This window comes from Rhodococcus sp. LB1 (assembly GCF_001583455.1).
GTDB classification, from domain to species: Bacteria; Actinomycetota; Actinomycetes; order Mycobacteriales; family Mycobacteriaceae; genus Rhodococcus_F; species Rhodococcus_F opacus.
On sequence record NZ_LTCZ01000048.1, the window covers coordinates 17,679 to 39,314 of the forward strand.

The window sequence follows — 21,636 nt, forward strand, 5'->3', positions numbered from 1 at the left end:
GTGCGCAGGTGTCGCCGGAATCGTCAACGAGCGGAGTGGCGGCGGCCGATCGAGAACACCGACTCGACGGGGCGTCGCGGAGTCTGCCGTGGCGGAGACTTCTTCTCAGTCGTGCCTACCCGAATCAGGGCCTGCGGGAAGCCGCGGTCGGGGAGTAGTTCGCGGATCATCTCCCGGCTCTGACGGAGTTCGGTCGTGTGCGTCAAGGGACACGTCGCGAGACCGCCGACGGTAGCCTCCAGCAGCACCGCGGACAGGGCCTCACCGGCCCGGAGCCACGCGCCGCGGCCGTCGGTGTCGGTGCTCAACACGAGAACCGTCGACCGGTCGATCGCCGTTCTCGCGTCATTGTCGCGGCCTGCCGGGAAGCGGCGTCCGATGTCGACGCGGTCACGGTTCTCCGCGGTTGCGAGGGAATCCGACGGTATTCCACCCTGAGGAATGGAATGACCAGCCCACCAGTGGAGTTCGGCCTGGTAGGCGGAGTCGTACTTCCGTGCGGCCGCGGTCAGCTCCGTCGCCTTCGCGAGTGTCGGACGAGCGTCCTGTCCCAGCACCGTCAGGTGGACGTCCATGCCCCGCGCCATATCGGTCAATGCCGCGGGCAGCGGGGTTTTCACGCTGACCGGGCCGAAGGGCCTGCGGTCGGAATATCGGTGCCGGATCGCGGCAAGCAGATCGAAGTCGTGCGACTGAGGCCGGGCGTCGTGGCGGAACCGAATCGTCGCCAGATGCCCCGAGTGTGGACCCTCCGGGACGCGCCGGATGTCCACCGACCATTTGAGCCCGGTCAATGCCGTCTGGAGATGATTCAGCGCCGCACCACAACTGACGACCAATTGCCGGCCCGACGGGTCCGTGGAAGCCAAGAGCCGGCCGCGTTCGGTGTAGAGGTCGAGCTGCCCGTCGGCGTACGTCCACTGCCACGGCTGACTGTTGTGTACCGACGGTGCCCGGCAGGCGAGGTCCACGGCAATGCGGACGACGTTCTCGTCGGGAATGGTGGTGTCCACGATCGCCTCCTCGGTGGTTCGCACTTCCGCCCGGACCCGGGTCGGACAGTCGGTGCGTCCACCTCAGTGTTCGCCTTCCAGTGGCCTGAAATTAGGGCCGATGGTCACTGCCGGACACCTGTCGACGATTCGGGCCGGAAGACCCTACTGACGGCAACTGCGCCGCTGTAAGCCTGAGAAGATGTCCAGCGACATCGCCATTCGCACGCTCGGCCTCACCAAGCGGTTCGGCTCCGTGCTCGCCCTGGACGCGGTGGACCTGAATATTGTCGAGGGTGAGGTCTTCGGTTATCTCGGCCCCAATGGCGCCGGAAAGTCGACCACGCTGCGTCTGCTCGTGGGCTTGCTGCGTCCGACTGCGGGATCGGCCCAGTTGTTCGGCCTCGACGCATGGTCATCGGCGCCCGCGGTTCATCGTCTGATCGGCTACGTCCCCGGTGAATTGGCACTGTACGACCGCATGACCGGCCGCCAGCACATCACGTACTTCGGACACCTACGTGGCAAGCCGGGCGGCAAAGCGGCGACAGTTTTCGCCGATCGGCTCGATCTCGACCTCGACCGAACTGTCCGGACGATGTCGAAAGGAAACCGCCAGAAGCTCGCGTTGGTCCTCGCGCTCATGTCCGGCCCGCAACTGCTCATTCTCGACGAACCTACCGGCGGCCTCGATCCGCTCGTGCAACACGAGTTCCATGCGCTCGTTCGCGAGCACACCGCATCCGGCGGAACGGTGTTGCTGTCGTCTCACGTACTCAGCGAAGTTCAGCAAGTAGCCGACCGCGTCGGTGTGCTGCGGGAGGGTCGCCTCATCGCCGTCGAGAGTCTTCACGAACTACGCCAGAAGTCGCTGCACCATGTCACCGCCGAATTTGCGACACCGATCGTGGAATCGGACTTCCGCGAAGTGGCCGGCCTCCGCGACCTCACCGTCGCGGGCACGTCGCTCACGTGCAGTGCACCGCAGTCCGCGCTGGACGCCCTGATTCGTCGGATCTCGCAATTCCGCATCGTCGACTTCGAGTGCGCCGAGGCCGACCTCGAGGAGACATTCATGGCGTTCTACGAGATTCGAGACCGAAATGCTGCGTAGCGTGCTCACCAAGACGTTGTACGATCAGCGCCGCGCGTTCCCTGCATGGGTCGTCGGGCTCGCGCTGTTGGTGGCGATGTACGTGGCGATCTGGCCCAGTGTTCGCGACCAGCCGTCGATGAATCAATTCCTCGACGAGATGCCCGAGGCGTTTCGTGCCCTGTTCGCGATGTCCGGGGCCGACATGTCTACCCCGGTCGGATACGTCGAGATCGAACTGCTGTCGTTCATGGGTCCATTGCTGCTTCTGATCTATGCCGTCGGAACGGGTGCGGCGGCGGTCGCCGGAGAGGAGGAGCGGGGAACGCTCGATCAGTTGCTCGCCACGCCCATGAGCCGCGGGCGAATCCTGACGGAAAAATTCGGTGCCCTCGCCATGGGCACCATGACGCTGTCGGCGGTCTTGGGACTCGCACTGCTCGGCGAGGGGATACTCGCCGACATGGATCTGCCGGTGGAAAACGTCGCGGCGGCAATGACGCACCTGGCGCTTCTGGCGCTGGTCTTCGGCGCACTCGCATTCGCGATCGGCGCCGTCACAGGCCACCCCGCACTGAGTCGTTCGGTTCCTGCCGTGGCCGCGATACTGGCATATGTGCTCAACGGCCTCGGGCCTGTGGTGTCGTGGTTGGCACCGTGGCAACGATATTCACCGTTCTATCAGTACGCCGGCCATGACCCGTTGCGCCATGGGTTCTCGTTCGCGGCAGCATCCGTCTCCTTGCTCACAATTGCAGTGTTGCTCGGAGTCGCGCTCGTCGGGTTCGCTCGGCGCGACGTGGTGAGATAACCGTGACCGACGCGAGGACACCTTCGCTCGAGCCGGTTGTCGTCGGAGTTGACGGCTCGACGGCAGCGAGAGCTGCGGCGCGCTGGGCCGCCGCGGTCGCGGAGAAGCAGGGAACAACGTTGCACCTGGTTCACGTGCTCCCTCCACCCCCTGTCTCCTACGCAGACCCGCGTCCCCTGCCGTCGGAAGACGAGGACCGCATCGCAGCGGAAACGTTCCTGGCCGGTGCGTTGCGCGGCATCAGGGCCGACCGGCGTGCCCTCGACGTGGAGTGTTCCTCACCGACCGGGTCGACGGCGGCCGACATCCTGTTGTCGTTGGCGGACTCAGCGTCGATGGTGGTGATCGGGTCGACGGCACGAGGCCCGGTGGAGGGGTATCTGAATGCGACGGCGCTGCGACTCGCCCATCACTCACCGTGCCCGGTCGTGGTGTGGCGGGGAGCCGAACAGCACGCGATTCCCGACCGACGCGCGGTCGTCGTCGGTGTGGACGGCAGCCGGTGCAGTGTCGCCGCCGTGGCCGACGCCTTCCAATTCGCCGGGCGATTCGACGCGCCGCTGATCGCGGTGCATTCGTGGAGGTCGGATTTTCCACACGATACCGAGAACGAAGCGGTCGGGGTCGGGGCCTGCCAACGGGAAGGGGCAGTTCTGGCGGAAAGTCTCGCCGGCTGGGTCGAGCGATATCCCGACGTGGTCGTGCGAGAGATTGTCGAGTCCGGCGGGGCAGGTGAGGTATTGCTCCGCCGGTGTGAGGACGCGCAACTTCTCGTCGTCGGAAGCCATGGGCACGGCGCGATCGGCCGTGCGATCCTCGGGTCGACGAGCCAGGACATGCTTCACCGGGCCCGATGTCCGGTCATGATCAGCAAGGTTCACCGGAATACCGGTACGGTTGATGATCGCGCCAAGGAGTTCGGCGACCGTGGACATCGCTGAGTTCCACGCCTACGGCTACGCCGCCGCCCTGCTGATCGGGCTCGGGCTGGGAATCGAGCGGGAACACGCGGCCCGGTCCCCACCCGACGGTGCGGACCCGGGGTCTTGGGAGTTGCCCGGCGCACGTACCTTTCCGCTCATAGCCCTCGCCGGCGCCATCGCAGCGCACCTCGGCACCGCCGTAGTCACGGCGGCTTTCGTGGGGATCGCGGCCCTCGTCGTCGCTCGCCGCGGCGTCCGCGGCAGGTGCCGAGATCACCGTCGACACCGCGACCGTGGCGGCAGTTGTCGCCGTCGGCACGAACCTGCTCACCAAACTGGTCCTCGCCGCCGTTGCCGGTTCGTTCCGGTTCGCCGTGACGCTGGCGGCGTGGCCGGCCCCACCGGTCGCTGTGACAGCCGCGACCGTGTGGGTCGTGCTCATCCAGTGACCAGCCGCAGATGCGCTGGTCGGACCGTGCCGTCTCCGCCGGACGGTGTCGATGACCTACGGCCCTAGAGCCACCGAGCCGCGAGCACAACACTCGAAGCCAGGACAAGCAGGAGACACACGATGACCGGCGCAGCACCCACCCCACACACGGACACACTGTGAACACGCGAGAGCTGCCCGTGGTACCCGACCGACGTACCGTCGAATCAGCTGTGGCGCTGGCGTGCCGCGCGCCGTCGCTGCACAACAGCCAACCGTGGCGTTGGGTGATGGGCACTTCCCTCCGGTTGTACAGCGATCCCGACCGGCTGTTGCCCGCGACCGATGCCTTCGGTCGTCAGATGGTGATCTCCTGCGGTGCGGCCTTGAATCACCTCGAGTACGCATTCGCGGCGAGTCGCTGGCGTCCTGTGATCGAGCGGCTGCCGCGTTCTTCGGACCGGCAACTTCTGTCGACGATCGGATTTGTCGCGGCACCGGCACCGACACCGACAGATTTCGTCGCCCGAATGGCGGCGGCGATCGAACGTAGGCGAACCGAACGTCTGCCACTGGACGCACCGTCCGCGTGGAGGGACACACTCGAACAGCTGGTGCGAATCACGGCGGGAACAGACGTCGAACTCGAAGACCTCGGCGAGCGAAGCCGTCCCGCACTCGAGGAAGCATCACGCCGGATGACCGGTTTACGGCACGACGACCCCACCTACCAAGCCGAACTGCGGTGGTGGTCGGGGCGCGGACTGTTCCCCGACGGTGTGCCGGAACAGGCGCGCCCGTCCGACCCGCAGCAGCACTCGGTGCACCTCTCACGTGAGTTTCCGCCCGGCCGCGCGAGCACACCCGACGGCAGCCCGTCGGAAGATCGCGCCGCGATCCTCCTGCTCTCCACATCCACGGATTCGAGACTTGATTGGCTACGGAGCGGCGAAGCACTCTCCGCAGTTCTGCTCGCCTGCACGGACCGCGGACTCGCCACCTGCCCCGTCACCCATCTGACCGAACGCGCCGCGACACGGACAATGCTGCGGGAGCTGTCTTCCGGGGACGGGATGCCGCAGGTTCTGATCAGGGTGGGAGCGGGCACCGGGGTGGGGGAACTGTCGCCCACACCCAGACGCCCGTTATCGGAAGTCCTGGTTCGAGAACGGCCGGCGCCGGGAAACCTGTCCGGTGAGTAGGGGAGGGCTGCCACCCCTGGCGATACGACGAGCGTCAACCCAACGATGCGACGCAGATCGATGACACGATTGCGGCTCGGGCAGCGAGCCGAATCGATGAGGAGGTCACCATGGTCGATCCGGGGATCGTTGTGGGAGTGGACGGATCCCGGTCGTCGCTGGATGCGGTGCGGTGGGCCGCACGTGAGGCGGGAGTGCGCGGGGCGCCGCTACTGTTGTTGTCCTGCATCACGTACCGCGGTGCACAAGATGGGCCGCGACTCGCTGAAATCCTCCACGCCCGAGCCGAGCGGGACGTTGCCGAAGCACTCGAGACCGCCCGAGCCGGGTCCGCAGACGCAGACATCGACATTCGGGCCGAAGTGTCCCATCAGAACGCCCCGGGATCACTCGTCGACCGATCGGCCGGCGCAGAAATGGTCGTACTCGGCAGGCGCGGACTCGGCGAGTTCACCGACGGGCTGATCGGCTCCGTGACCTCGGCCGTGGCGCGTCATGCGCAGTGCCCGGTAGCAGTGATCGACGGCTGGTCGAGAGTCGCGGACGGCACGGGACCCGTCGTTGTCGGCGTCGACGGATCTCCGAGCAGTGCGCGGGCCGTCGGTCTGGCGTTCGAGGAGTGTTCCCTCCACAACACGGAACTGATCGCACTGCACGCGTGGTCCGACCAGGACCTGTCGAAACTCCCCGTCGGTGTGGAGCAGACCATGGAGCGGTCGGTGCTCGAGGCCGGCGTCGCCGAATGGTGTGGACGGTTCCCCGACGTCCCGGTGCGACAGACCCTCGTTCGGGACCGACCCGTTCGCCACCTCCTCGAAATGGCCGACGAAGCCCAGATGATCGTCATCGGCAGCCGCGGGCGGGGCGGCTTCACCGGGATGACGCTCGGCTCGACCAGCGCAGCCTTGGTGCACATAACCCCGTGTCCCCTCCTGATCGCCGGACCGATCCGACCAGAGCGATGACCTTGGGCCCTACATCGGCACCTGTTCCGGCGCGACACTCGAAGGAGCAATCGCAGGAGGTCGCCATGATCGGGGAACAGACACTGGTAGCGCGGATGTGGCGATTGGGGCCGTGGAGCGGGAACCGACTGATGCGGGGAAGCTATCGCCTCGAATCCTCGGTCTTCCTCGTCGTCGTCGCCCTCGTGCTGATCTTGGTTCCTCTCGCCGCAGCGTTCGGAACCGCCACTCACACACGACTCGACGACCAATCCCGCGCCGACCGCGAAAACCGGCATCAGATCGCGGCAGTGCTCCTCGAGGACGCCACTGTGAACCTGGCGGATACTACCCCGGCAACGGGTGCCACGGGGCAGGCACCGGCCCGGTGGGCAGTGGATGGGACCACACGCACCGGTCAGGTACTGACCGCGCCGGAAGCGAAGGCGGGACAAACGATCAGCATGTGGATCGACCCGGCCGGCAGGATCGTCGATGCGCCGAAGACTGGCACCGAGAACGCATTCGAGGCCGTGGGCGCCGCACTCGCATTGTGGACAATGGGTGCGACGATCTGTCTGGCGATGTTGATCGGAATTCGCTGGGCAGGAACGAGATACCGGATGTCACAGTGGGACCGCGAGTGGAGGAACCTCGGAAAGGCCCCCGGGTGGCCGGTCAGCTGACGCCCATTGATGTCGAACACAGGAAGACGACGACGATTTGCGAATGGTGAGGCCAGAGCCAGTGGACGACAACTTGAGCTTCCTGGACGCGGGTTTTCTCGAGACGGAGGACTCCGACCCACACGCGAGCCTGACGATCGGTGCTCTCGCCATCATGGAGGGCCCCGTTCCCGGGCAAGACGAATTTCGTGACACGGTCGCCGCACGTTTCGCGAAGCTCCCGCACGCCCGGGACAGGGTTCACACGGTCCCACTCGACTTCAGCGCACCCTCCTGGACACCGGATCCGCATTTCGACCTCGGCCATCATCTGCGGAGGGTCGCCGTCCCGGAACCAGGGGAGGAGGAGTCCCTGTTCGGTTTCGTCGCCCGGGTCATGGCGCACCGACTCGACCGTGACCGCCCCCTGTGGGAATGCTGGGTCGTCGAAGGCCTCACCGACGACCGCTGGGCCATACTGACCAAAATTCATCACTGCATGGCGGACGGGATCACCGGAACCAAACTGTTCGAGGCCATGTGCGACGAAGTCGTGGCCGAAACGTCGAGGACCGCAGAGCCCGACACCGACGCCGAGCCGGTGCCGACCGTCGGTACACGCCTCGAGAGCGTCGAGAGCCTGGTCCGCTCGACGATCGAGTTCCTGTCCCCGGTGCGGCAACTCCGGCTCGTCTCGGCGGCACTGGCAATTCCACGTCGGCTGACGGCCGCCGGTATCGGCGTCGCAACCGGCCTGACCCACCTGCTGTCCGAGATGCTGACCTCGTCTACGAACACCTCGCTGATCGGACCGATCGGTCGCCAGCGCCGCTACTGCGCCGCCCGAGTCAGAATGCATGACGTTCGCGAAATCTGCGCCACGTACCGGGTCACCGTGAACGACGTCGCACTCGCAGCGATCACCACCGGACTACGGCAGCTGCTCCTGAAACGGGGCGAGCGCCCCGAACCGCACACGGTCCGCACGCTCGTTCCCGTGTCCGTCCGCTCCGCAACAGCGGAACATGCGATCCACAATCAGGTCTCGCTCATGCTGCCCTTTCTGCCAGTCGACATCGAAGACCCGGTCGAACAGTTGGTCGCCGTCCACGAACGGCTCACGACGCACAAGGCGAGCAAGGAAGCAGAAGGGGGCAAGGCGTTCACCGCGGTGGCCCAGTACGGGCCGTTCATGCCCATGGCCTGGGCCGTTCGACTCGCCACCCGGTTTCCTCAGCACAGTGTCGTCGCCGTCGCAACCAACGTCCCCGGACCGAAGGCCACACGACACGTGATGGGCCGCACGATCCTGGAGATCTTTCCGTACGTGCCGATCGCGCTGCGGCTGCGGATCGGGATCGCGATCCTCAGCTACAGCGACCATCTCGCCTTCGGTCTCACCGGGGACTACGACACCACACCGGACCTCACCGACCTTTCCGACTCCATAGAACGGGGTGTCCTGACTCTCCTCGCCTCGTCGCGCGCGGCTGACGCAGCCTCCGAATGACCGCCGGCGACCGTCGCGAGCAACTCGGCTCGGGCGACTTGATCACGCTCGTCTCGGACGTCGGACCGGTACCCATGAACGTCGGCGCGGTACTTTTCGTTGCCGGTGGAGGCGACGAGGATGCGGCGACCGTCGAGGCCACGTTCGCACGGCGGCTCACCAGCATTCGGCGTCTGCAACAGCGCCTGGCCACGCCACGGCGGGGCCTGGGACGACCGTACTGGGTCGACGACTCCGATTTCGACGTCCGCGCCCATCTGGCCCGAGTCCGGTGCCCGAGTCCGGGGGACCGTGACGCTGCGCTGGCAATCGCGGTGGACGCGGTGACCCGGCCGCTGCCCCGGTCACGACCATTGTGGCGGGCGGTCGTCGTCACCGGTCTCATCGACGATCACACCGGTCTGGTGCTGGTGCTGCATCACGTCGTGGCCGACGGGATCGGTGGCCTCGCCGTGCTCGCGCGCCTGGTCGACGGCGCGGACGCGGCTGGGCCGGCCGACGATACCGCGGCACCGCCTCGGGGCAGGTTCGTCGACCGCGTTTCCGAACGGTTCCGCACGCTGCGCCGACTTCCGCACAGGGTTGCTCGTATACGAGGCGGCTGGGCCGAACTCGGTCGTGGTCGCGGCGGGTGGGCACCGCCGTGTTCCCTGAACGCTGCCACCGGCCCCCGTCGCAAGGTAATGACCGTCGACGTCGGTCTCGACGGTGTCCGGGCAGCGGGACGGAGGTCGGGTGCCACCGTCAACGATGTTCTGTTGGTCGCCGTCACTGGGGCATTGGCCGAACTCCTACGTGAGCGGAAGGAGTTTCCGCAGGAGCTGGTGGTGTCGGTGCCCGTCTCGGCCCGGAGTTCGGCAACGAGTGGGCACCTGGGGAACCAGGTCGGTGTAATGCCGGTACGTGTACCGCTGGTAGGAAGTTTCCAGGAACGGCTGACCACTGTTTCGGGCGTCACCCGCGTTCAGAAGATGCGAACCCGGGTCCCCCTGGGCAATTCGTCATCGCCGGGGCACCGATCACAGGCATCACCCCGATTACCGTCACCGCGGGGAACGTCGGCGTCGCGTTCGCGGCACTATCCTATGCGGGCACGCTGACAGTAACGATCATCGTCGACCCCGACGTCGTACCCGAGGTCCGCGAGCTCGCCGCCGCTCTGCACGAACAATTCCGGGCCGCCATCGAGTGACGAGCTGGGCCGCGATTCAGAGAGACTCGGCCTCGTCACGGATCAGGCGCAGTACCGGCCCGCCCATCGCCTTGACGAACGGTCCCACCACCGTCCAATACCCGCGGAAGCTCCGCCGTGCCTTGTCGTCCGTGCCGTGTACGCGCACCTCGGTGACCAGGACAGACGTGCGGGCGTCGTACGTGAGAACTGTGAAACCCCAAGCGCCGATGCCATATCCGGGAAGGGCGAACCGGCCGAAGTCTGCTGGCGACCACTCGACGCGGCCGTAGCCTTTCTCCCACCAGCGACCTATGAACCCGAGCACCATCGCGTGTCCCGGCTCCTCCGCCAGAAGATGGAACCCGCCGTCGGGTTCCAGCAGCTGGTCGAACCGGAATTCGGACCGACTCCGCTGGATATGGGCGCCCCGACGGCCGCGGACGGTGTCGATCGCGATTCGGGCCCGGTTCGGGATCGCGACCGCCGGCGACCGGAAGAAGTCGACGCGGCGGATGGCGGCGAAGGTCGTCGGCGCAGACGCACGGACGACCTGCGTGCGCAGAATGCGGTGCTCATACCTCGGCAGCTGGGACTCGATCAGGCTTGATCCGAGGCTGGGGTCGTGCAAGATACATCTCCTCCTGGGGCGGCATCCCCGCGGTACGGCTAGCGAACAATGAGGAGTGGGCAGACAACCGAATGCATCAACGCCCTGCTGGTCGACCCCAGCAGCATGCTGGAAAACCCTCCTCGCCCCCGGCTGCCCACCACGAGAAGCTGCGCGTTCTCGGCCTGCTCACGCAGGTGCCGGGTGGGGCGATCCCTGACCACGATGGTGCGTACCTTCACATCCGGATACTTCTCCCCGCGGCCGGCCAGATTCTCGGACAACAGAGCCGTTTCGTTGGCCGCATCCCGCGTCCACTCGGCTTCGCTGCCTCCGTCCAAGGAGAGTTCCAGGACGATGTCGGACCATGCGTGGACGGCGACGAGTTCCGATTGCCGTAGGGATGCTTCCTCGAAGGCCATCGAGATAGCCGGTTCACTGTGTTGTGATCCGTCGACACCCACGACAACCGGTCCGGGAATGTCGTTGAGGTCGCGATCGGGTACACCACGGATCACGGCCACCGGGCATGGGGCGTGGGTGGCGATCGCCGAACTGACCGATCCCAGGACGGCACGATCGATGATTCCCCGTCGGTTCGCGCCGACCACGAGCATCGCAGCATTCGCTGAGCGCGCGAGTAGTTCACCGGCCGGCGTCCCGGTGCAGACGGTGGTCTCGATGTCGATGTCGTATCCGGGCACTGCGTCGCGGGCGGTCTGCGCCGCGCGCTCCAACCTGTCCTTGCCGTCGCGCTCCTCGTCCTGGAAGAAGCTGGCGGGCACACCGATCGGGACGCCGTATCTTCCGGGAACGAACATCGTCGTGATCAGCGACAGGGGCGAGTGTCGGAACGCGGCCTCCCTCGCCGCCCATGCAACAGCCTGCAGCGACGATGGGGAGCCGTCGATCCCTACAACGATCGGGCGGTGGCCGGACATGGTGCACTCCTACGGGGTTGCTGGCGCCGAATTTCTGCCTCGACCTTCATCGTTGCGGCCCGCGGGTGATACCCGTAGGGGATAAGGTCACCAGCCCGAGGGGGTGAGACCCGACCCGGGTCGGCGTCCTCCCCACGGCATCCCTCCGGGGTGACCAACGACTCTGTCACCCGCAGACCTCCAGCGATGACACTGAGACGAGGTTCCCGATCGAGAGTTCCCCGAGAACCGGTACAGATCGGCCGGCGGAAGGAATGCGACCATGAGCGACAGCAACACCGGCGCCGCGGGCGGCGGAGCGATCTACGCCCTGGGCATCTTCGGCGCCTGGGTGTGGTTCTGGCAGCAGGCGGACGCGTTCTGGGAATACGTCCTCGCGATCATTCAGGGACTGTTCTGGCCGGCCTGGATGGTCTACGACCTTTTCAAGGCCCTTGCAGGGTAAGCGCTTCGATGTCCTGCCTCCCCGCCGCCGATTCGGGAAGTGGGATCTAACTGACAAGCGCAGTGACGGCCGCGAAATAGATCATGATTGAAAGCAGGTCCTGAACGACGGTTGCAAGTGGACCGGAGCCGAAGGCTGGATCCTTACCGAGCCGTTGCAGGAGCCATGGCAGCACCATGGCAACGATGGTGGCGATCGCGCTCGCGGCGAGAACCGCTGTGGCCACCGCGATCGCGAGCATCGTGTCACCGGTCATCAGACTGGCCACCGGGAGCATCACGGCTCCGAGGAGAGCACCCACCGACAGACCGGTCAGCGCCTCGCGTCGCACGATACGTCGAATTCCCACCCCGACCGACAGGCCACGGATCGCCAGGGTTTCGGTCTGCGTCCCCACAGCGTCCGCGAGATACACGATTCCAGGAACGAAATAGGCAACGGCCACATTCGCTTCGAGAGTGACCTCGAATGCCGCCATGAACACGGCCGAGACCATGGCGCCCAGCAACCCGACCAGGAGCCAGGGGACACGGTGCCACAGCCTGCGCCGCACGCTCTCCACGCTCGTCTCGCGCGTGGTCTCGACCGAGTGGAGGAAGCCGCCGAGGCGGGAGAGGTCCTCGTCGTGTTCCTGGAGCAGTACCGCGAGAAGTTGTTGTGGAGCGATGAGACCACGAAACCGGCCGTCGGTATCGACCACCGCCAGCCCCGGTTCCCCATGCTGGACCGCCTGCCATGCGGCCCGTTCCTGATGCGTGTCGGGTCGGACCGCCGGAGGATTCGGATCCATGACGTTGCGCAGAGTGGCTTCGTCCGGGGCACCGAACATCCGCTCGATCGGCACGACCCCCGCCAGTCGGTCGCCGTCCAGAACCGCGACGACGGAAGCGCAATCGTACCGCGTGGTGGCCATCTCGCTCAAAACCGTCGTCACCGAATCGCCCGGGGCGGCCGTGGGAACCCGCGTGCAGGCATGCCAGAGCGCAGTCCGGGGTTCGGGCTCATCGTCGAAGACCAATAATTCGGACACCTGGCGCTCCCCTTCGAACGTGTGGTGAAGTGCTCTTCGATCATCCACCCACCGAGCGGCGCCCTCCGGCGTGTCGACGTGTCGGGATTCGAGGAGCCCTGCCCAGTCCGATGGCGCGAGGCGGAAATGTCGACCCGGCATTTGTTCCAGGAAGCGTGTCACGGCGCCGAGCTCGAGGTAACGACATCGCCCCAGGTGGCGCGCGAACCGGACTCGCCGATGCGGTAGACCTGAACAACGGTCCCCACCGCAACCACAACCGAGAGAAGTGCAACGATCACCGTGACTGTTCGTGGGGGATCCGACTTTCGTTCGCGAAGCTGGACCGCGGTGACCACCAACGCGCTGAGGAGAAGCGCGACGGAGAAGTAGATCATGCTGTCGCCCAGTTCGGTGTGGGCGTGCACGGCAGACGACCGGGCGACGTGCTTCTCCAGCCATTCACCGGCGTCGGTGGTCAGCGGAGTCACGATCACCGTCACGACCGCGAGCACGAGCGTAAGCCACACCAGCCGACGGCGGACCGCCGGCCATACGCTGCACATCGCGACCAGCAGTGCGGTCAGCGGGGCCAGGACCACGATGAAATGCACGAGCAGGACATGGGCGGGCAACCCGCTGACAGTCGACATGATTCGAGTATTCGTCGGCGTCGCTGAGAAACCACTGAGTGGCCCGCCCGACCCGTCGCCGAGGGCACGCGGCCTCAGTGCCGACCGGGCAAGTCGACTTCGCTGGGCGTCTTGTCGTCACGCAGGCCTTTCCAGCTGGGGTGGCGCAACCGCCCGCTGGTGTACTCGCGGTACTCGACGTCGCCGACCAACTGCGGTTCGACCCAGCGTGCGTCCTTGGTCTCCCGCGCAGGTGGCGGCGACGCCAGAGGACTCGTCGGTCGTTCCAGCGCCGTGAGCTGCTCCCGTAGCGATTTCCTTGTCGCGGTGGTGAATCCGGTGCCGACATGCCCGATGTACACCAGCTGGTGGTCGTCGTCATACGCGGCGAGGAGTAGTGATCCGATGCCGTCGCGGGCGGCACCGGTGCCGTCGACCCAGCCGACGACGATCCCTTCGGTGTTGGCGCGTAGCGGTTGCTTGATCCAGGCAGGGGAGCGGCGACCGGGTTGATACGTCGAGTCGACGCGTTTTGCGACTGCGCCCTCGAGATGGTGCCTGCGGGCGAGATCGAGCATCTCCTCGCCGTCGACGTCGGTCCAGTACGGCGGCACCTGCAGGCGGGGCCCGGACAGCGCAAGGTCGGTGAGTTCGGCCCGTCGCCGCAGGTAAGGCAGCCCGGTCGTCGATTTGCCGTCAAGGGCTAGGACGTCGAACACGTAGTACGTGACGGGCACCTCGTTGCGGAGTTGTGCGATGGGGGACAGCACGTGCATGCGCCGCTGGAGGCGACTGAACGACGGCCGGCCGTTCGCGTCGAGCGCGACGATTTCTCCGTCGAGGGTTGCCTCACGTCCGTCCAACGCGGCCACGATCGGCACGGCCAACTCCGGAAAGGTTGCAGTGATGTCATTTCCGTTGCGGCTGAACAGCCGGGATACACCGTTGTCGACGGTGGCGATGGCGCGTTGACCATCCCACTTCATTTCGAACGCCCACCCCGCACCGCCGGGAAGTTGGCCGAGTGTGGCCAGCATCGGAGACGGGACCGTCGACGAGGAAGGCATCCACCGAGTGTGCGCGAAATGCTCGGGCTATGGGCGGGAACGGAGCGGCTGACGATGCCGGGACCAGATCGACGAAGGCAGCGGACTCGCCGGGACTGTCCCTGCTGGCCGCTGAGACCGGTCTGCTGTTCACAGCAAATACACAGCGGTCAGGCAGGGTGAAACAGGGTTGGGCAATCACGATGGCACGCATGCCCACTTCTGAAGTGACGGGTCGGAAACGATCGAGTTGTCCGACACGTTCGATCACCGCGGCCGAGCAGCCGGCCGTACTTCTCGATCGACTTTCCCTTCAGCGCAATGACTGCCGCGCCGACCGCGGCGATGCCATCACCCGCGCCGGCGCCAGGACAGCGCTATGGCTGAGCCTGCTGGTGGTTTCCTACTCGTGGGCCGCCGACGGCGGAATTCGGGATCTCGGCGCAATGGCCACCGCCCTCCTGTCAGGGGGACGCCTCGCCGGCCTGGTGTCCGCGGACCTCCTGATCGTGCAGTTCGTGCTGATCGCACGAATCCCTCTGCTCGAGCGTGCCTTCGGTCAGGATCGATTGATCGGGCTGCATCGCGTGGTGGGCCTGACGTCGTTCACGCTGATGATCGCTCATGTCGCTGTGATCACCTGGGGCTACGCCGGCGGTGACGTGCTCGCCACGCCCGCGATGGTGTGGGAGCTGACGGTGGACTACCCCGGGATGCTGCTGGCCGTCGTCGGCACGGCGCTACTCCTGATGGTGGTGATCACCAGCGTGCGGCCGATACGCGACCGGCTCCGTTACGAGTCGTGGCATCTTCTGCACCTCTACGGGTATCTCGGGGCGGGATTGGTGTTGCCGCACCAGCTGTGGACCGGCCAGGAGTTCCTGGGCTCGACCGCCGCGACCCTCTACTGGTGGACCCTCTGGATCCTCGCGGCCGCAGCAGTTCTCGTGTGGCGGATCGGCCTTCCGTTGTGGCGCAGTGTCCGGCACTCGCTGCGGGTCGCCGCCGTGGTGCCGGAAGCGGACGGGGTCGTGTCGGTGTACATCTCCGGCAGGAATCTGGATCGGCTTCCGATCGCCGCCGGCCAGTTCTGCAACTGGAGATTCCTCGGCCGCCGGGGTTGGAGCCGGGCAAATCCTTACTCGCTCTCCGCCGCCCCGGACGGGCGACACCTGCGGATCTCGATCAAGGCGCTCGGCGACAACAGCGCGCGAACGCAGACCCTGCATCCCGGTACCCGGATCCTCTTCGAAGGTCCATACGGGAGGCTGTCGTCACGGGCCCGTAGCCGACGAAAGGTGGCGCTGGTCGGGGCCGGAGTCGGCGTCACACCACTGCGGGCGCTCGCCGAGGGACTCGACTACTCGCCAGGCGAGGCGGTCCTGCTGTTGCGCTACACCGAAAGGCCCTTGTTCGTAGACGAATTCCATGCACTCGCACGCGAACGAGGACTGCAGATTCTGTGGTTGCCCGGGCCCCGTCGGCGCGCCGACTCCTGGTTGGGCGCCGGCATTGGCGACATCGACGACCTCACCGCCCTGACCGGTTGGTTGCCCGACATCGCCGACCGCGACATCTACGTATGCGGTCCAAAATCCTGGACTGCCGCGGTACGCCGCACCACCAGGGCCGCGGGAGTCCCCGATGCTCAACTCCACACCGAAAACTTCAGGTGGTGACCCCACGATGAAACGCATCGTCACATGGATCCTCGGCACGATCACAGTCGGGGTGCTCCTGTTCGGGTACCACACCTCCACGGCCGGACCGATGAACGCTACCCCCGACATCGTGGTCGCCTCTACCGCGACATCGGAATCCGGTGCGTCCGATTCATCCGAATCGCCGGGAGAAACCTCCGGTTCGGGGCCGGGATCGTCGGGATCGGGCGGTGCCTCCCCCCAGCCCACATCGACATCGACTGGTGCATCCGTATTCACCGGTTCGGCAGCCCAGACACGGTGGGGTTCGGTGCAGGTGAAAATCGTGGTGGCCGAGGGCAGGATCACCGATGTCACGGTCCCGCAGTACCCGAACGGCAATTCGAAGGACCAGCAGATCAATTCCCGCGCACTCCCAGTTCTCATTCGCGAGACCCTCGACGCACAGGGCGCCGAGATCGACATGGTCAGCGGCGCGACCGTGACAAGCGACGGCTATATCCAATCCCTGCAGGCCGCACTCGACGAGGCGGGACTGTGAGCGGCGGAATCCCGGCAGTACAGGGGGGAGCCGGGGGGGAGCGGACAACCCGGTACGTGGAACACGTGATGGGCATGCCGATCAGTCTGGCGATGCGCGGTCGGCACGGCGGGGACCGCCGTGGCCGTGCGGCGTGGGCCGAAGTGCTGAGGACACTGCGCGGGGTGGACCAGCTCTTCAGCACGTATCGACCGGATTCTTTCGTGTCGAGGATGATTCGTGGCGAGGTGGACAACGAGCATCCGCCTGCCGCGGTCCTCGAGGTACTCGCTCTCGGAGACCGCGCCGAGCAGGAATCCGGTGGCGCGTTCGCGGTCCGTCGTGCCGGGCCCACCGGTGAGCGCGTCCTCGACCCCAGTGGCGTCGTGAAGGGATGGGCGGTCGAGCGGGCCGCAGAGCATTTGCGTGCATTGGAGTCGACCGATTTCTGTCTCTCCGCGGGCGGTGACATAGCCTGCCGCACCCTCGATCCGGCCGCAACGCCGTGGCGGATCGGTATCGAGGATCCCTTCGACACCTCGACACTCGTTGCGCTGGTGCCGGTGCACACCGGGGCGGTGGCCACCTCCGGTGCCACCCACCGCGGTGATCATCTCGTCGACGCGCGGACCGGACGACCGCCGACCGGGGTAGCGTCCGTCACCGTCATTGCCGATTCGCTGACCTGGGCCGACATCGATGCCACCGCCGCCTATGCGTTGGGGCGCGACGCAGCCCGCTGGCTGCACGGCCGCCCCAATTCCGGGTATCTGGTGGTGTGGGCAGACGGGTCGACAACATCGTCCGCAGCGTCCAACGTTGCCGACGTCCAGTTGCCGCTGCCGTAGCAGACTGGACTCCCGGTGCTCAGGCGAATCGAACCGCACGTACGTCCGGAGCACACTTAGCGCCCGCCTCGAGCGCCGACTTTGCGCGCACGGGCGTGACTACCGGAACCCTCATTACGTCACAGTGACGAACTGAGGTGGGATGGGCGGGAGGAGGGGACACCTGAAACCGAACATTCATTCGGAAATGCGGGCCGGTCGGCCATGGCTCCGGATTGGCCTTAGCGGTCCGGCGCCGCACATCCGGCGGCGTGAATATTATTCAGCGCGCCGACGGGCGCATCAGCCGCGCCGGTTCGACGTCGACGCGCCGAGTCGGATACGTGGCGAACGAGCGCCGGACGGGCCCGAGGACCAGGTCGACGCAGAACTGGCTGCGGGTATACAGGCAGGCCAAAATCCAGGCCTCTGACCTGCGGCGATAAAATGCCACTTTTTGCCGATAATCTACATTATGTCAACTAGTAAGTTGGTTATTCGCGTGGTTTGCGAATACGACCACCCGCGGTAACACTCCTCCGCCGCAGTCGCCGAGGGGTATTTACCTGCGGTCCTGGTGAATTGGGTGAGGCGGTGGCATCTGCGATGCGCAGTTCGTTGGCGGCCGAGCCGAGCGAACGAAACAGCTTCTGACCTGGCTGTTCACCTCCCTCCATTGCAGGATATGCATTTCGAATGCAGAATTTGCAGCGACTGAGGGGGCTGGATGGGGCGGTTGGTGTACCTACCGGCGGGCGCGGCTGGCCCGGATCCGGAAGCGTTTCTCGACGATGTGCTGTCCGGGTGGCGGCAGGCCCATCTGGCGCAGAACTTCTCGGGCAACACCGTGCGTCGACGGGCCAGTTCGGTCAAGCAGATGACCGAGTTCGTCGGCACCTATCCGTGGCAGTGGTCACCGGCGGATGCGGACGACTTCTTCGGACACCTGCGTGGAGTCCGGAATCTCGCCCACACCACGGTTCGGGCGTATTAGACCGACGTGAAGCTGTTCTTGGACTACGCGAGCGACCCGTCCTACGACTGGAACGAGCATTGCGGTCGGCTGTTCGGAACGGTGTTCTCCCAGGTCATCACCGAATTCAATCGAGCTCGACACGTGCAGGCCAACGACGCCCGGCCGGCGAAGCGGCCGTTCACCCCCGTCGAGCTGCAGCAGTTCTTCGATCTGGCCGACCTCGAACCAGAGCGAATCTTGCGGTCCGGCCGCAAGGGCGCCTTGGCGGCGTGGCGTGATGCGGTGGCGTTCAAAACCCTCTACGGATGGGGCCTGCGTCGCAACGAAGTCCGACACCTACAGCTGGTCGATCTCTCCCGCAACGCGCGGGCACCGTTCTTCGGCGAATGGGGTCTGGTGCGTGTCCGGCACGGCAAAGCGATGCGCGGCGCACCCGCCAAGCAGCGGACCGTGCTGACGGTGTTTGACTGGGCCGCGGAGGCGCTCGCCGACTGGTGCGAGCGCGGACTTCCCAGGTACGGCCATCCGATCGACACCCTGTTCCCGACCGAAAAGGGAGGCATGATCCCGACGCGCAATCTCTGGCAGCGAATGCGTTGTCTCGTCGATGAACTCGGCTTCCCACCGGGTCTGGACTTGCACTCGTTCCGCCGCTCCTACGCCACTAACCTGCAAGTCGAGTACGGCTACGACGTCAGTTTCGTACAACTGCAACTCGGCCACGAACACGCCGCGACCACCTCGCTCTACACCCTGGCCGCACCCGACTATCGCGCGCGCGAACTCGACCGAGTCCTGACCGCGACCCTGTCACGCAGCAACGCCAGCCTCACCGGATCACCACACCCGAAGGAGCCGCGATGAAACGCGAGATCCACTACCACTGGCGCGTGCGCGAACTCATGGCCCGCGCCGGTATGAAGAACAGCCGCGACCTGGTCGGACCGCTACGCGACCGAGGTATCACCCTGTCCGATTCACAGATCTACCGCATCGTCGGGCAAGAGCCCGATCGGATCGCCTTCAAGGTCCTGGTCGCGCTCTGCGACATCTTCGGCGTCGAAGCCGGCGATCTGATCACCTACACCGCTACCGACGCCCGCCAATCCCGCGACAAGGCCGCCAACTCCCCTGCCGACGTCCCGCTCCTCAACGCCTACCGTCCCGTCCGCGCCCGCATCATCACCGACGATGACTGATCCCCGCCCACGCGGGCGTCCCCGCAGCACCGGCACCCTCGAATGCGTCCGGTGCGGCAATCTTGTCCCCAAGTTGCGGGTGCACTGGCCCGACGGAGCCGTCTGCGGCGCCTGCTTCACCACCGCCGCCCGCACCTACGGCACCTGCGCGTTTTGCGGCGAAGACCGCCTCGTGCCTGGAAGGTCCTCCGCCGGCGCCCACATCTGCCGCGACTGCGCTGGCATCACCACCAAACTCGTCTGCGACCAGTGCGGCCGCGAAGCCGAACGCATCCGCGGCGGGCACTGCGCCCGCTGTGTGCTTACCCACGACCTCGAACGCATCCTCAACCCCAGCTCACCGCCGGATCTGCGGATCAAACGACTCATCACCACCCTCGCCGCCGTTCCCCGCCCGGAAAGCATCCTCACCTGGATGCGCCACCCCACCACCGCCGACCTGCTCGCCCGCATCGGCAGTCGCGAACTTCACTTGTCCCACCCCGCATTCGACGCTCTTCCGCCCTCGCGCAGCGCCGAACACCTACGCGAAATGCTCGTCCACCACCACATGCTCCCCAGCCGCGGCGACCCCCGCCTGGCCCGCTTCGAAAGCTGGCTCGACCAACGACTCATCACGCTGCAGCCGACACCCGAAATCCACACTCCCATAGAGCAATTCGCCCGCTGGCATCACCTACGCCGACTGCGTGTTCCCGATACCGGTCGCAACATGGACAACGCCACCCGCACCGCCAAACAAGAGATCACCGAGGCCACCAAGTTTCTGACCTGGCTGCGCACCGAACACCACACCACCATCGCCCACCTGCGGCAAGCACACCTCGACGCCTACCTCAGTGAAGGCACCACCACCCGCCGCACCATCCGCAACTTCATTCAGTGGCGCCATCGCACGGGCATCGCAGCACGATTCACCATCCGATACCGCGCAGCGCGGACCACCCCGCTGGCTGCCTCCACCACGCGACTCGAACTTATCCGCACCACCATCGAAGCCGACCACATCACCCTGTCCACCCGCATCGCCGCACTCCTGCTGTTGCTCTACGGCATCCCCGTCCGCAGGATCGCCGAACTCACTCTCGACGACATCACCACCACCCCGCCCGGGCCCACCGTCAGGATCGGCACCCTCCCGGCCCCACTGCCCGAACCCCTGCTTCCCCTCCTACAACAACACCTCGACAGCCACGCAAACCAGAAAACGACCAACCACCAATCACGCTGGCTTTTCCCCGGGACCCGCGCCGGACATCACCTCACCGAACAGACCCTGATGCAGCGACTCCGAAAACTCGGCATCGACATCCGAGCCGCCCGCAACGCCGCACTGCACGACCTCAGCAAGGAAATCGACGCCGCATCCCTCGCCGCCCTACTCGGCTACACCCCCAACACCATGAACATCCACGCCGCCCGCGCGGCAATCCCAATGGGAAGCTACCCCGCGATCAAGCGCCCGAAACGATGAGCGAGTCCCCGTTCAGGAGATCTCGACAGAAGTTGATAAGTCCCTTATCCAGTCGTGGACCGCAGGGCCTGCCCCGCGCCACCGGCGACCTCCACGCCCGGACGACGGGTCGGTAGCGTCGGCGCGTCGGCGCGTCGAGCTCCAGGCGACAGCCGCGCACCTTTTCCGCGGACGCACCCGTTCCCGGCCTCGAGACGGAAGTTGTCAACCTGTCTGAGACACGTTGGTGTTGATCCCGGTCGGTCCGGGGAGGGCTGGTGCGGTTGGTTTGCTTCGGAATCGTTCGGGGTGTTTCGACCAGTAGCGGTCGAGGGCCTGCTGGCGGCGTTGCCGGACGAGGGTGGCGGTGCCGGCATGGATGGCCGCTGGTGTGTGGCGGCCGAGTCCGCTGTGGCGGTGCTCGGTGGCGTAACGGTGGAGAAACTGTGCCGTCCAGTCGCGGGCATGGTCGATGCTCTCGAACAGGGTCGGACAACTCAGGTCGTATTTGATGGTCTTGAACAAAGACTCGGAGTTATCTCGAATTCGAGATAATTCGGATTATGCCGGGTCTGT

24 protein-coding genes and 1 pseudogene are annotated in these 21,636 nt (G+C 66.0%); 17 read left to right on the plus strand and 8 right to left on the minus strand.

Annotated elements, in window-relative coordinates; all coding sequences use genetic code 11:
- Positions 1-23: 23 nt before the first annotated feature.
- A complete protein-coding gene (locus AZG88_RS09280) occupies positions 24-1,037 on the minus strand; it encodes an Acg family FMN-binding oxidoreductase (protein ID WP_061697536.1) in 1,014 nt (337 codons plus the stop codon).
- 157 nt (positions 1,038-1,194) lie between these two features.
- On the opposite strand from AZG88_RS09280, the gene AZG88_RS09285 reads away from it, so the two are divergent.
- The 9 genes and pseudogenes from AZG88_RS09285 (at position 1,195) to AZG88_RS09320 (ending at position 9,762) form a co-directional block, all read left to right on the plus strand.
- Positions 1,195-2,106 carry an ABC transporter ATP-binding protein gene (locus AZG88_RS09285; RefSeq protein ID WP_061697537.1) on the plus strand — a complete coding sequence of 304 codons (912 nt, stop codon included), beginning with the start codon at positions 1,195-1,197 and terminating at the stop codon, positions 2,104-2,106.
- Position 2,107: 1 nt separating this feature from the next.
- Positions 2,108-2,896: an ABC transporter permease subunit gene (locus AZG88_RS09290; protein ID WP_231913900.1), complete on the plus strand. Its 789-nt coding sequence runs from the start codon at positions 2,108-2,110 to the stop codon at positions 2,894-2,896.
- Positions 2,897-2,898: 2 nt separating this feature from the next.
- Positions 2,899-3,837: a universal stress protein gene (locus tag AZG88_RS09295; RefSeq protein ID WP_061697539.1), complete on the plus strand. Its 939-nt coding sequence runs from the start codon at positions 2,899-2,901 to the stop codon at positions 3,835-3,837.
- 275 nt (positions 3,838-4,112) lie between these two features.
- Positions 4,113-4,268 (plus strand): hypothetical protein, encoded by a 156-nt coding sequence (locus AZG88_RS53450; protein ID WP_231913902.1) that lies wholly within the window; start codon positions 4,113-4,115, stop codon positions 4,266-4,268.
- A 160-nt stretch (positions 4,269-4,428) separates the two neighbouring features.
- The gene (locus AZG88_RS09300; RefSeq protein WP_179443477.1) at positions 4,429-5,451 is read left to right on the plus strand and encodes an Acg family FMN-binding oxidoreductase; all 1,023 of its coding nucleotides are present in this window, start codon (positions 4,429-4,431) and stop codon (positions 5,449-5,451) included.
- A 110-nt stretch (positions 5,452-5,561) separates the two neighbouring features.
- Positions 5,562-6,416 (plus strand): universal stress protein, encoded by an 855-nt coding sequence (locus AZG88_RS09305; protein ID WP_061697541.1) that lies wholly within the window; start codon positions 5,562-5,564, stop codon positions 6,414-6,416.
- Between the two features lie 65 nt (positions 6,417-6,481).
- Positions 6,482-7,081: an Rv1733c family protein gene (locus AZG88_RS09310; RefSeq protein WP_061044818.1), complete on the plus strand. Its 600-nt coding sequence runs from the start codon at positions 6,482-6,484 to the stop codon at positions 7,079-7,081.
- A 61-nt stretch (positions 7,082-7,142) separates the two neighbouring features.
- Complete coding sequence (locus tag AZG88_RS09315) at positions 7,143-8,570, plus strand: wax ester/triacylglycerol synthase family O-acyltransferase (protein WP_025432565.1); 1,428 nt, start codon at positions 7,143-7,145, stop codon at positions 8,568-8,570.
- Positions 8,567-9,762: pseudogene (locus AZG88_RS09320) on the plus strand (wax ester/triacylglycerol synthase domain-containing protein). The gene AZG88_RS09315 and the pseudogene AZG88_RS09320 overlap by 4 nt, the downstream one beginning before the upstream one ends.
- A 16-nt stretch (positions 9,763-9,778) precedes the next feature.
- Here AZG88_RS09320 and AZG88_RS09325 read toward each other — a convergent pair.
- Complete coding sequence (locus AZG88_RS09325) at positions 9,779-10,372, minus strand: hypothetical protein (protein WP_005246112.1); 594 nt, start codon at positions 10,370-10,372, stop codon at positions 9,779-9,781.
- Between the two features lie 38 nt (positions 10,373-10,410).
- Positions 10,411-11,292 (minus strand): universal stress protein, encoded by an 882-nt coding sequence (locus AZG88_RS09330; protein WP_061697542.1) that lies wholly within the window; start codon positions 11,290-11,292, stop codon positions 10,411-10,413.
- Between the two features lie 262 nt (positions 11,293-11,554).
- Here AZG88_RS09330 and AZG88_RS09335 point away from each other — a divergent pair, with 262 nt between their 5' ends.
- Positions 11,555-11,737 carry a hypothetical protein gene (locus AZG88_RS09335; RefSeq protein ID WP_005246110.1) on the plus strand — a complete coding sequence of 61 codons (183 nt, stop codon included), beginning with the start codon at positions 11,555-11,557 and terminating at the stop codon, positions 11,735-11,737.
- Between the two features lie 46 nt (positions 11,738-11,783).
- On the opposite strand, the gene AZG88_RS09340 is transcribed toward AZG88_RS09335, so the two are convergent.
- The 3 genes from AZG88_RS09340 to ligD all read right to left on the minus strand — a co-directional run bounded on the left by AZG88_RS09340 (position 11,784) and on the right by ligD (position 14,445).
- A complete protein-coding gene (locus AZG88_RS09340) occupies positions 11,784-12,767 on the minus strand; it encodes a magnesium transporter (protein ID WP_061697549.1) in 984 nt (327 codons plus the stop codon).
- Between the two features lie 158 nt (positions 12,768-12,925).
- Complete coding sequence (locus AZG88_RS09345; protein WP_005246108.1) at positions 12,926-13,399, minus strand: DUF2231 domain-containing protein; 474 nt, start codon at positions 13,397-13,399, stop codon at positions 12,926-12,928.
- A gap of 74 nt (positions 13,400-13,473) precedes the next feature.
- Positions 13,474-14,445: a non-homologous end-joining DNA ligase gene (gene ligD / locus AZG88_RS09350; protein WP_025432564.1), complete on the minus strand. Its 972-nt coding sequence runs from the start codon at positions 14,443-14,445 to the stop codon at positions 13,474-13,476.
- Between the two features lie 191 nt (positions 14,446-14,636).
- On the opposite strand from ligD, the gene AZG88_RS09355 reads away from it, so the two are divergent.
- From AZG88_RS09355 to AZG88_RS09365, 3 genes are all read left to right on the plus strand, one after another.
- Positions 14,637-16,103, plus strand: coding sequence for a ferredoxin reductase family protein (locus tag AZG88_RS09355; RefSeq protein ID WP_082833268.1), 1,467 nt, complete (start codon positions 14,637-14,639; stop codon positions 16,101-16,103).
- 7 nt (positions 16,104-16,110) lie between these two features.
- On the plus strand, positions 16,111-16,626 hold the full coding sequence (locus AZG88_RS09360; protein ID WP_061697543.1) for an FMN-binding protein: 516 nt from the start codon (positions 16,111-16,113) through the stop codon (positions 16,624-16,626).
- A gap of 68 nt (positions 16,627-16,694) precedes the next feature.
- Positions 16,695-17,453: an FAD:protein FMN transferase gene (locus AZG88_RS09365; protein ID WP_231913904.1), complete on the plus strand. Its 759-nt coding sequence runs from the start codon at positions 16,695-16,697 to the stop codon at positions 17,451-17,453.
- Positions 17,454-17,715: 262 nt separating this feature from the next.
- Here the strand turns inward: AZG88_RS09365 and AZG88_RS53455 are convergent, their stop codons facing one another.
- On the minus strand, positions 17,716-17,886 hold the full coding sequence (locus tag AZG88_RS53455) for a hypothetical protein (protein WP_156517454.1): 171 nt from the start codon (positions 17,884-17,886) through the stop codon (positions 17,716-17,718).
- 273 nt (positions 17,887-18,159) lie between these two features.
- Between AZG88_RS53455 and AZG88_RS53460 the strand changes: the two genes are divergently transcribed.
- The 4 genes from AZG88_RS53460 to AZG88_RS09380 are packed head-to-tail and all read left to right on the plus strand — an operon-like array spanning position 18,160 to position 21,081.
- Positions 18,160-18,426, plus strand: coding sequence for a hypothetical protein (locus tag AZG88_RS53460; protein WP_231913905.1), 267 nt, complete (start codon positions 18,160-18,162; stop codon positions 18,424-18,426).
- A gap of 6 nt (positions 18,427-18,432) precedes the next feature.
- On the plus strand, positions 18,433-19,272 hold the full coding sequence (locus tag AZG88_RS09370; protein WP_231913906.1) for a tyrosine-type recombinase/integrase: 840 nt from the start codon (positions 18,433-18,435) through the stop codon (positions 19,270-19,272).
- A complete protein-coding gene (locus AZG88_RS09375; protein WP_061697544.1) occupies positions 19,269-19,607 on the plus strand; it encodes a helix-turn-helix domain-containing protein in 339 nt (112 codons plus the stop codon). Before AZG88_RS09370 ends, AZG88_RS09375 begins: the two co-directional genes overlap by 4 nt.
- Positions 19,600-21,081: a hypothetical protein gene (locus AZG88_RS09380; RefSeq protein WP_143548825.1), complete on the plus strand. Its 1,482-nt coding sequence runs from the start codon at positions 19,600-19,602 to the stop codon at positions 21,079-21,081. Before AZG88_RS09375 ends, AZG88_RS09380 begins: the two co-directional genes overlap by 8 nt.
- 204 nt (positions 21,082-21,285) lie before the next feature.
- On the opposite strand, the gene AZG88_RS09385 is transcribed toward AZG88_RS09380, so the two are convergent.
- Positions 21,286-21,585, minus strand: a complete 300-nt coding sequence (locus AZG88_RS09385; RefSeq protein WP_061697546.1) for an integrase core domain-containing protein — start codon at positions 21,583-21,585, stop codon at positions 21,286-21,288.
- Between the last annotated feature and the right edge of the window lie 51 nt (positions 21,586-21,636).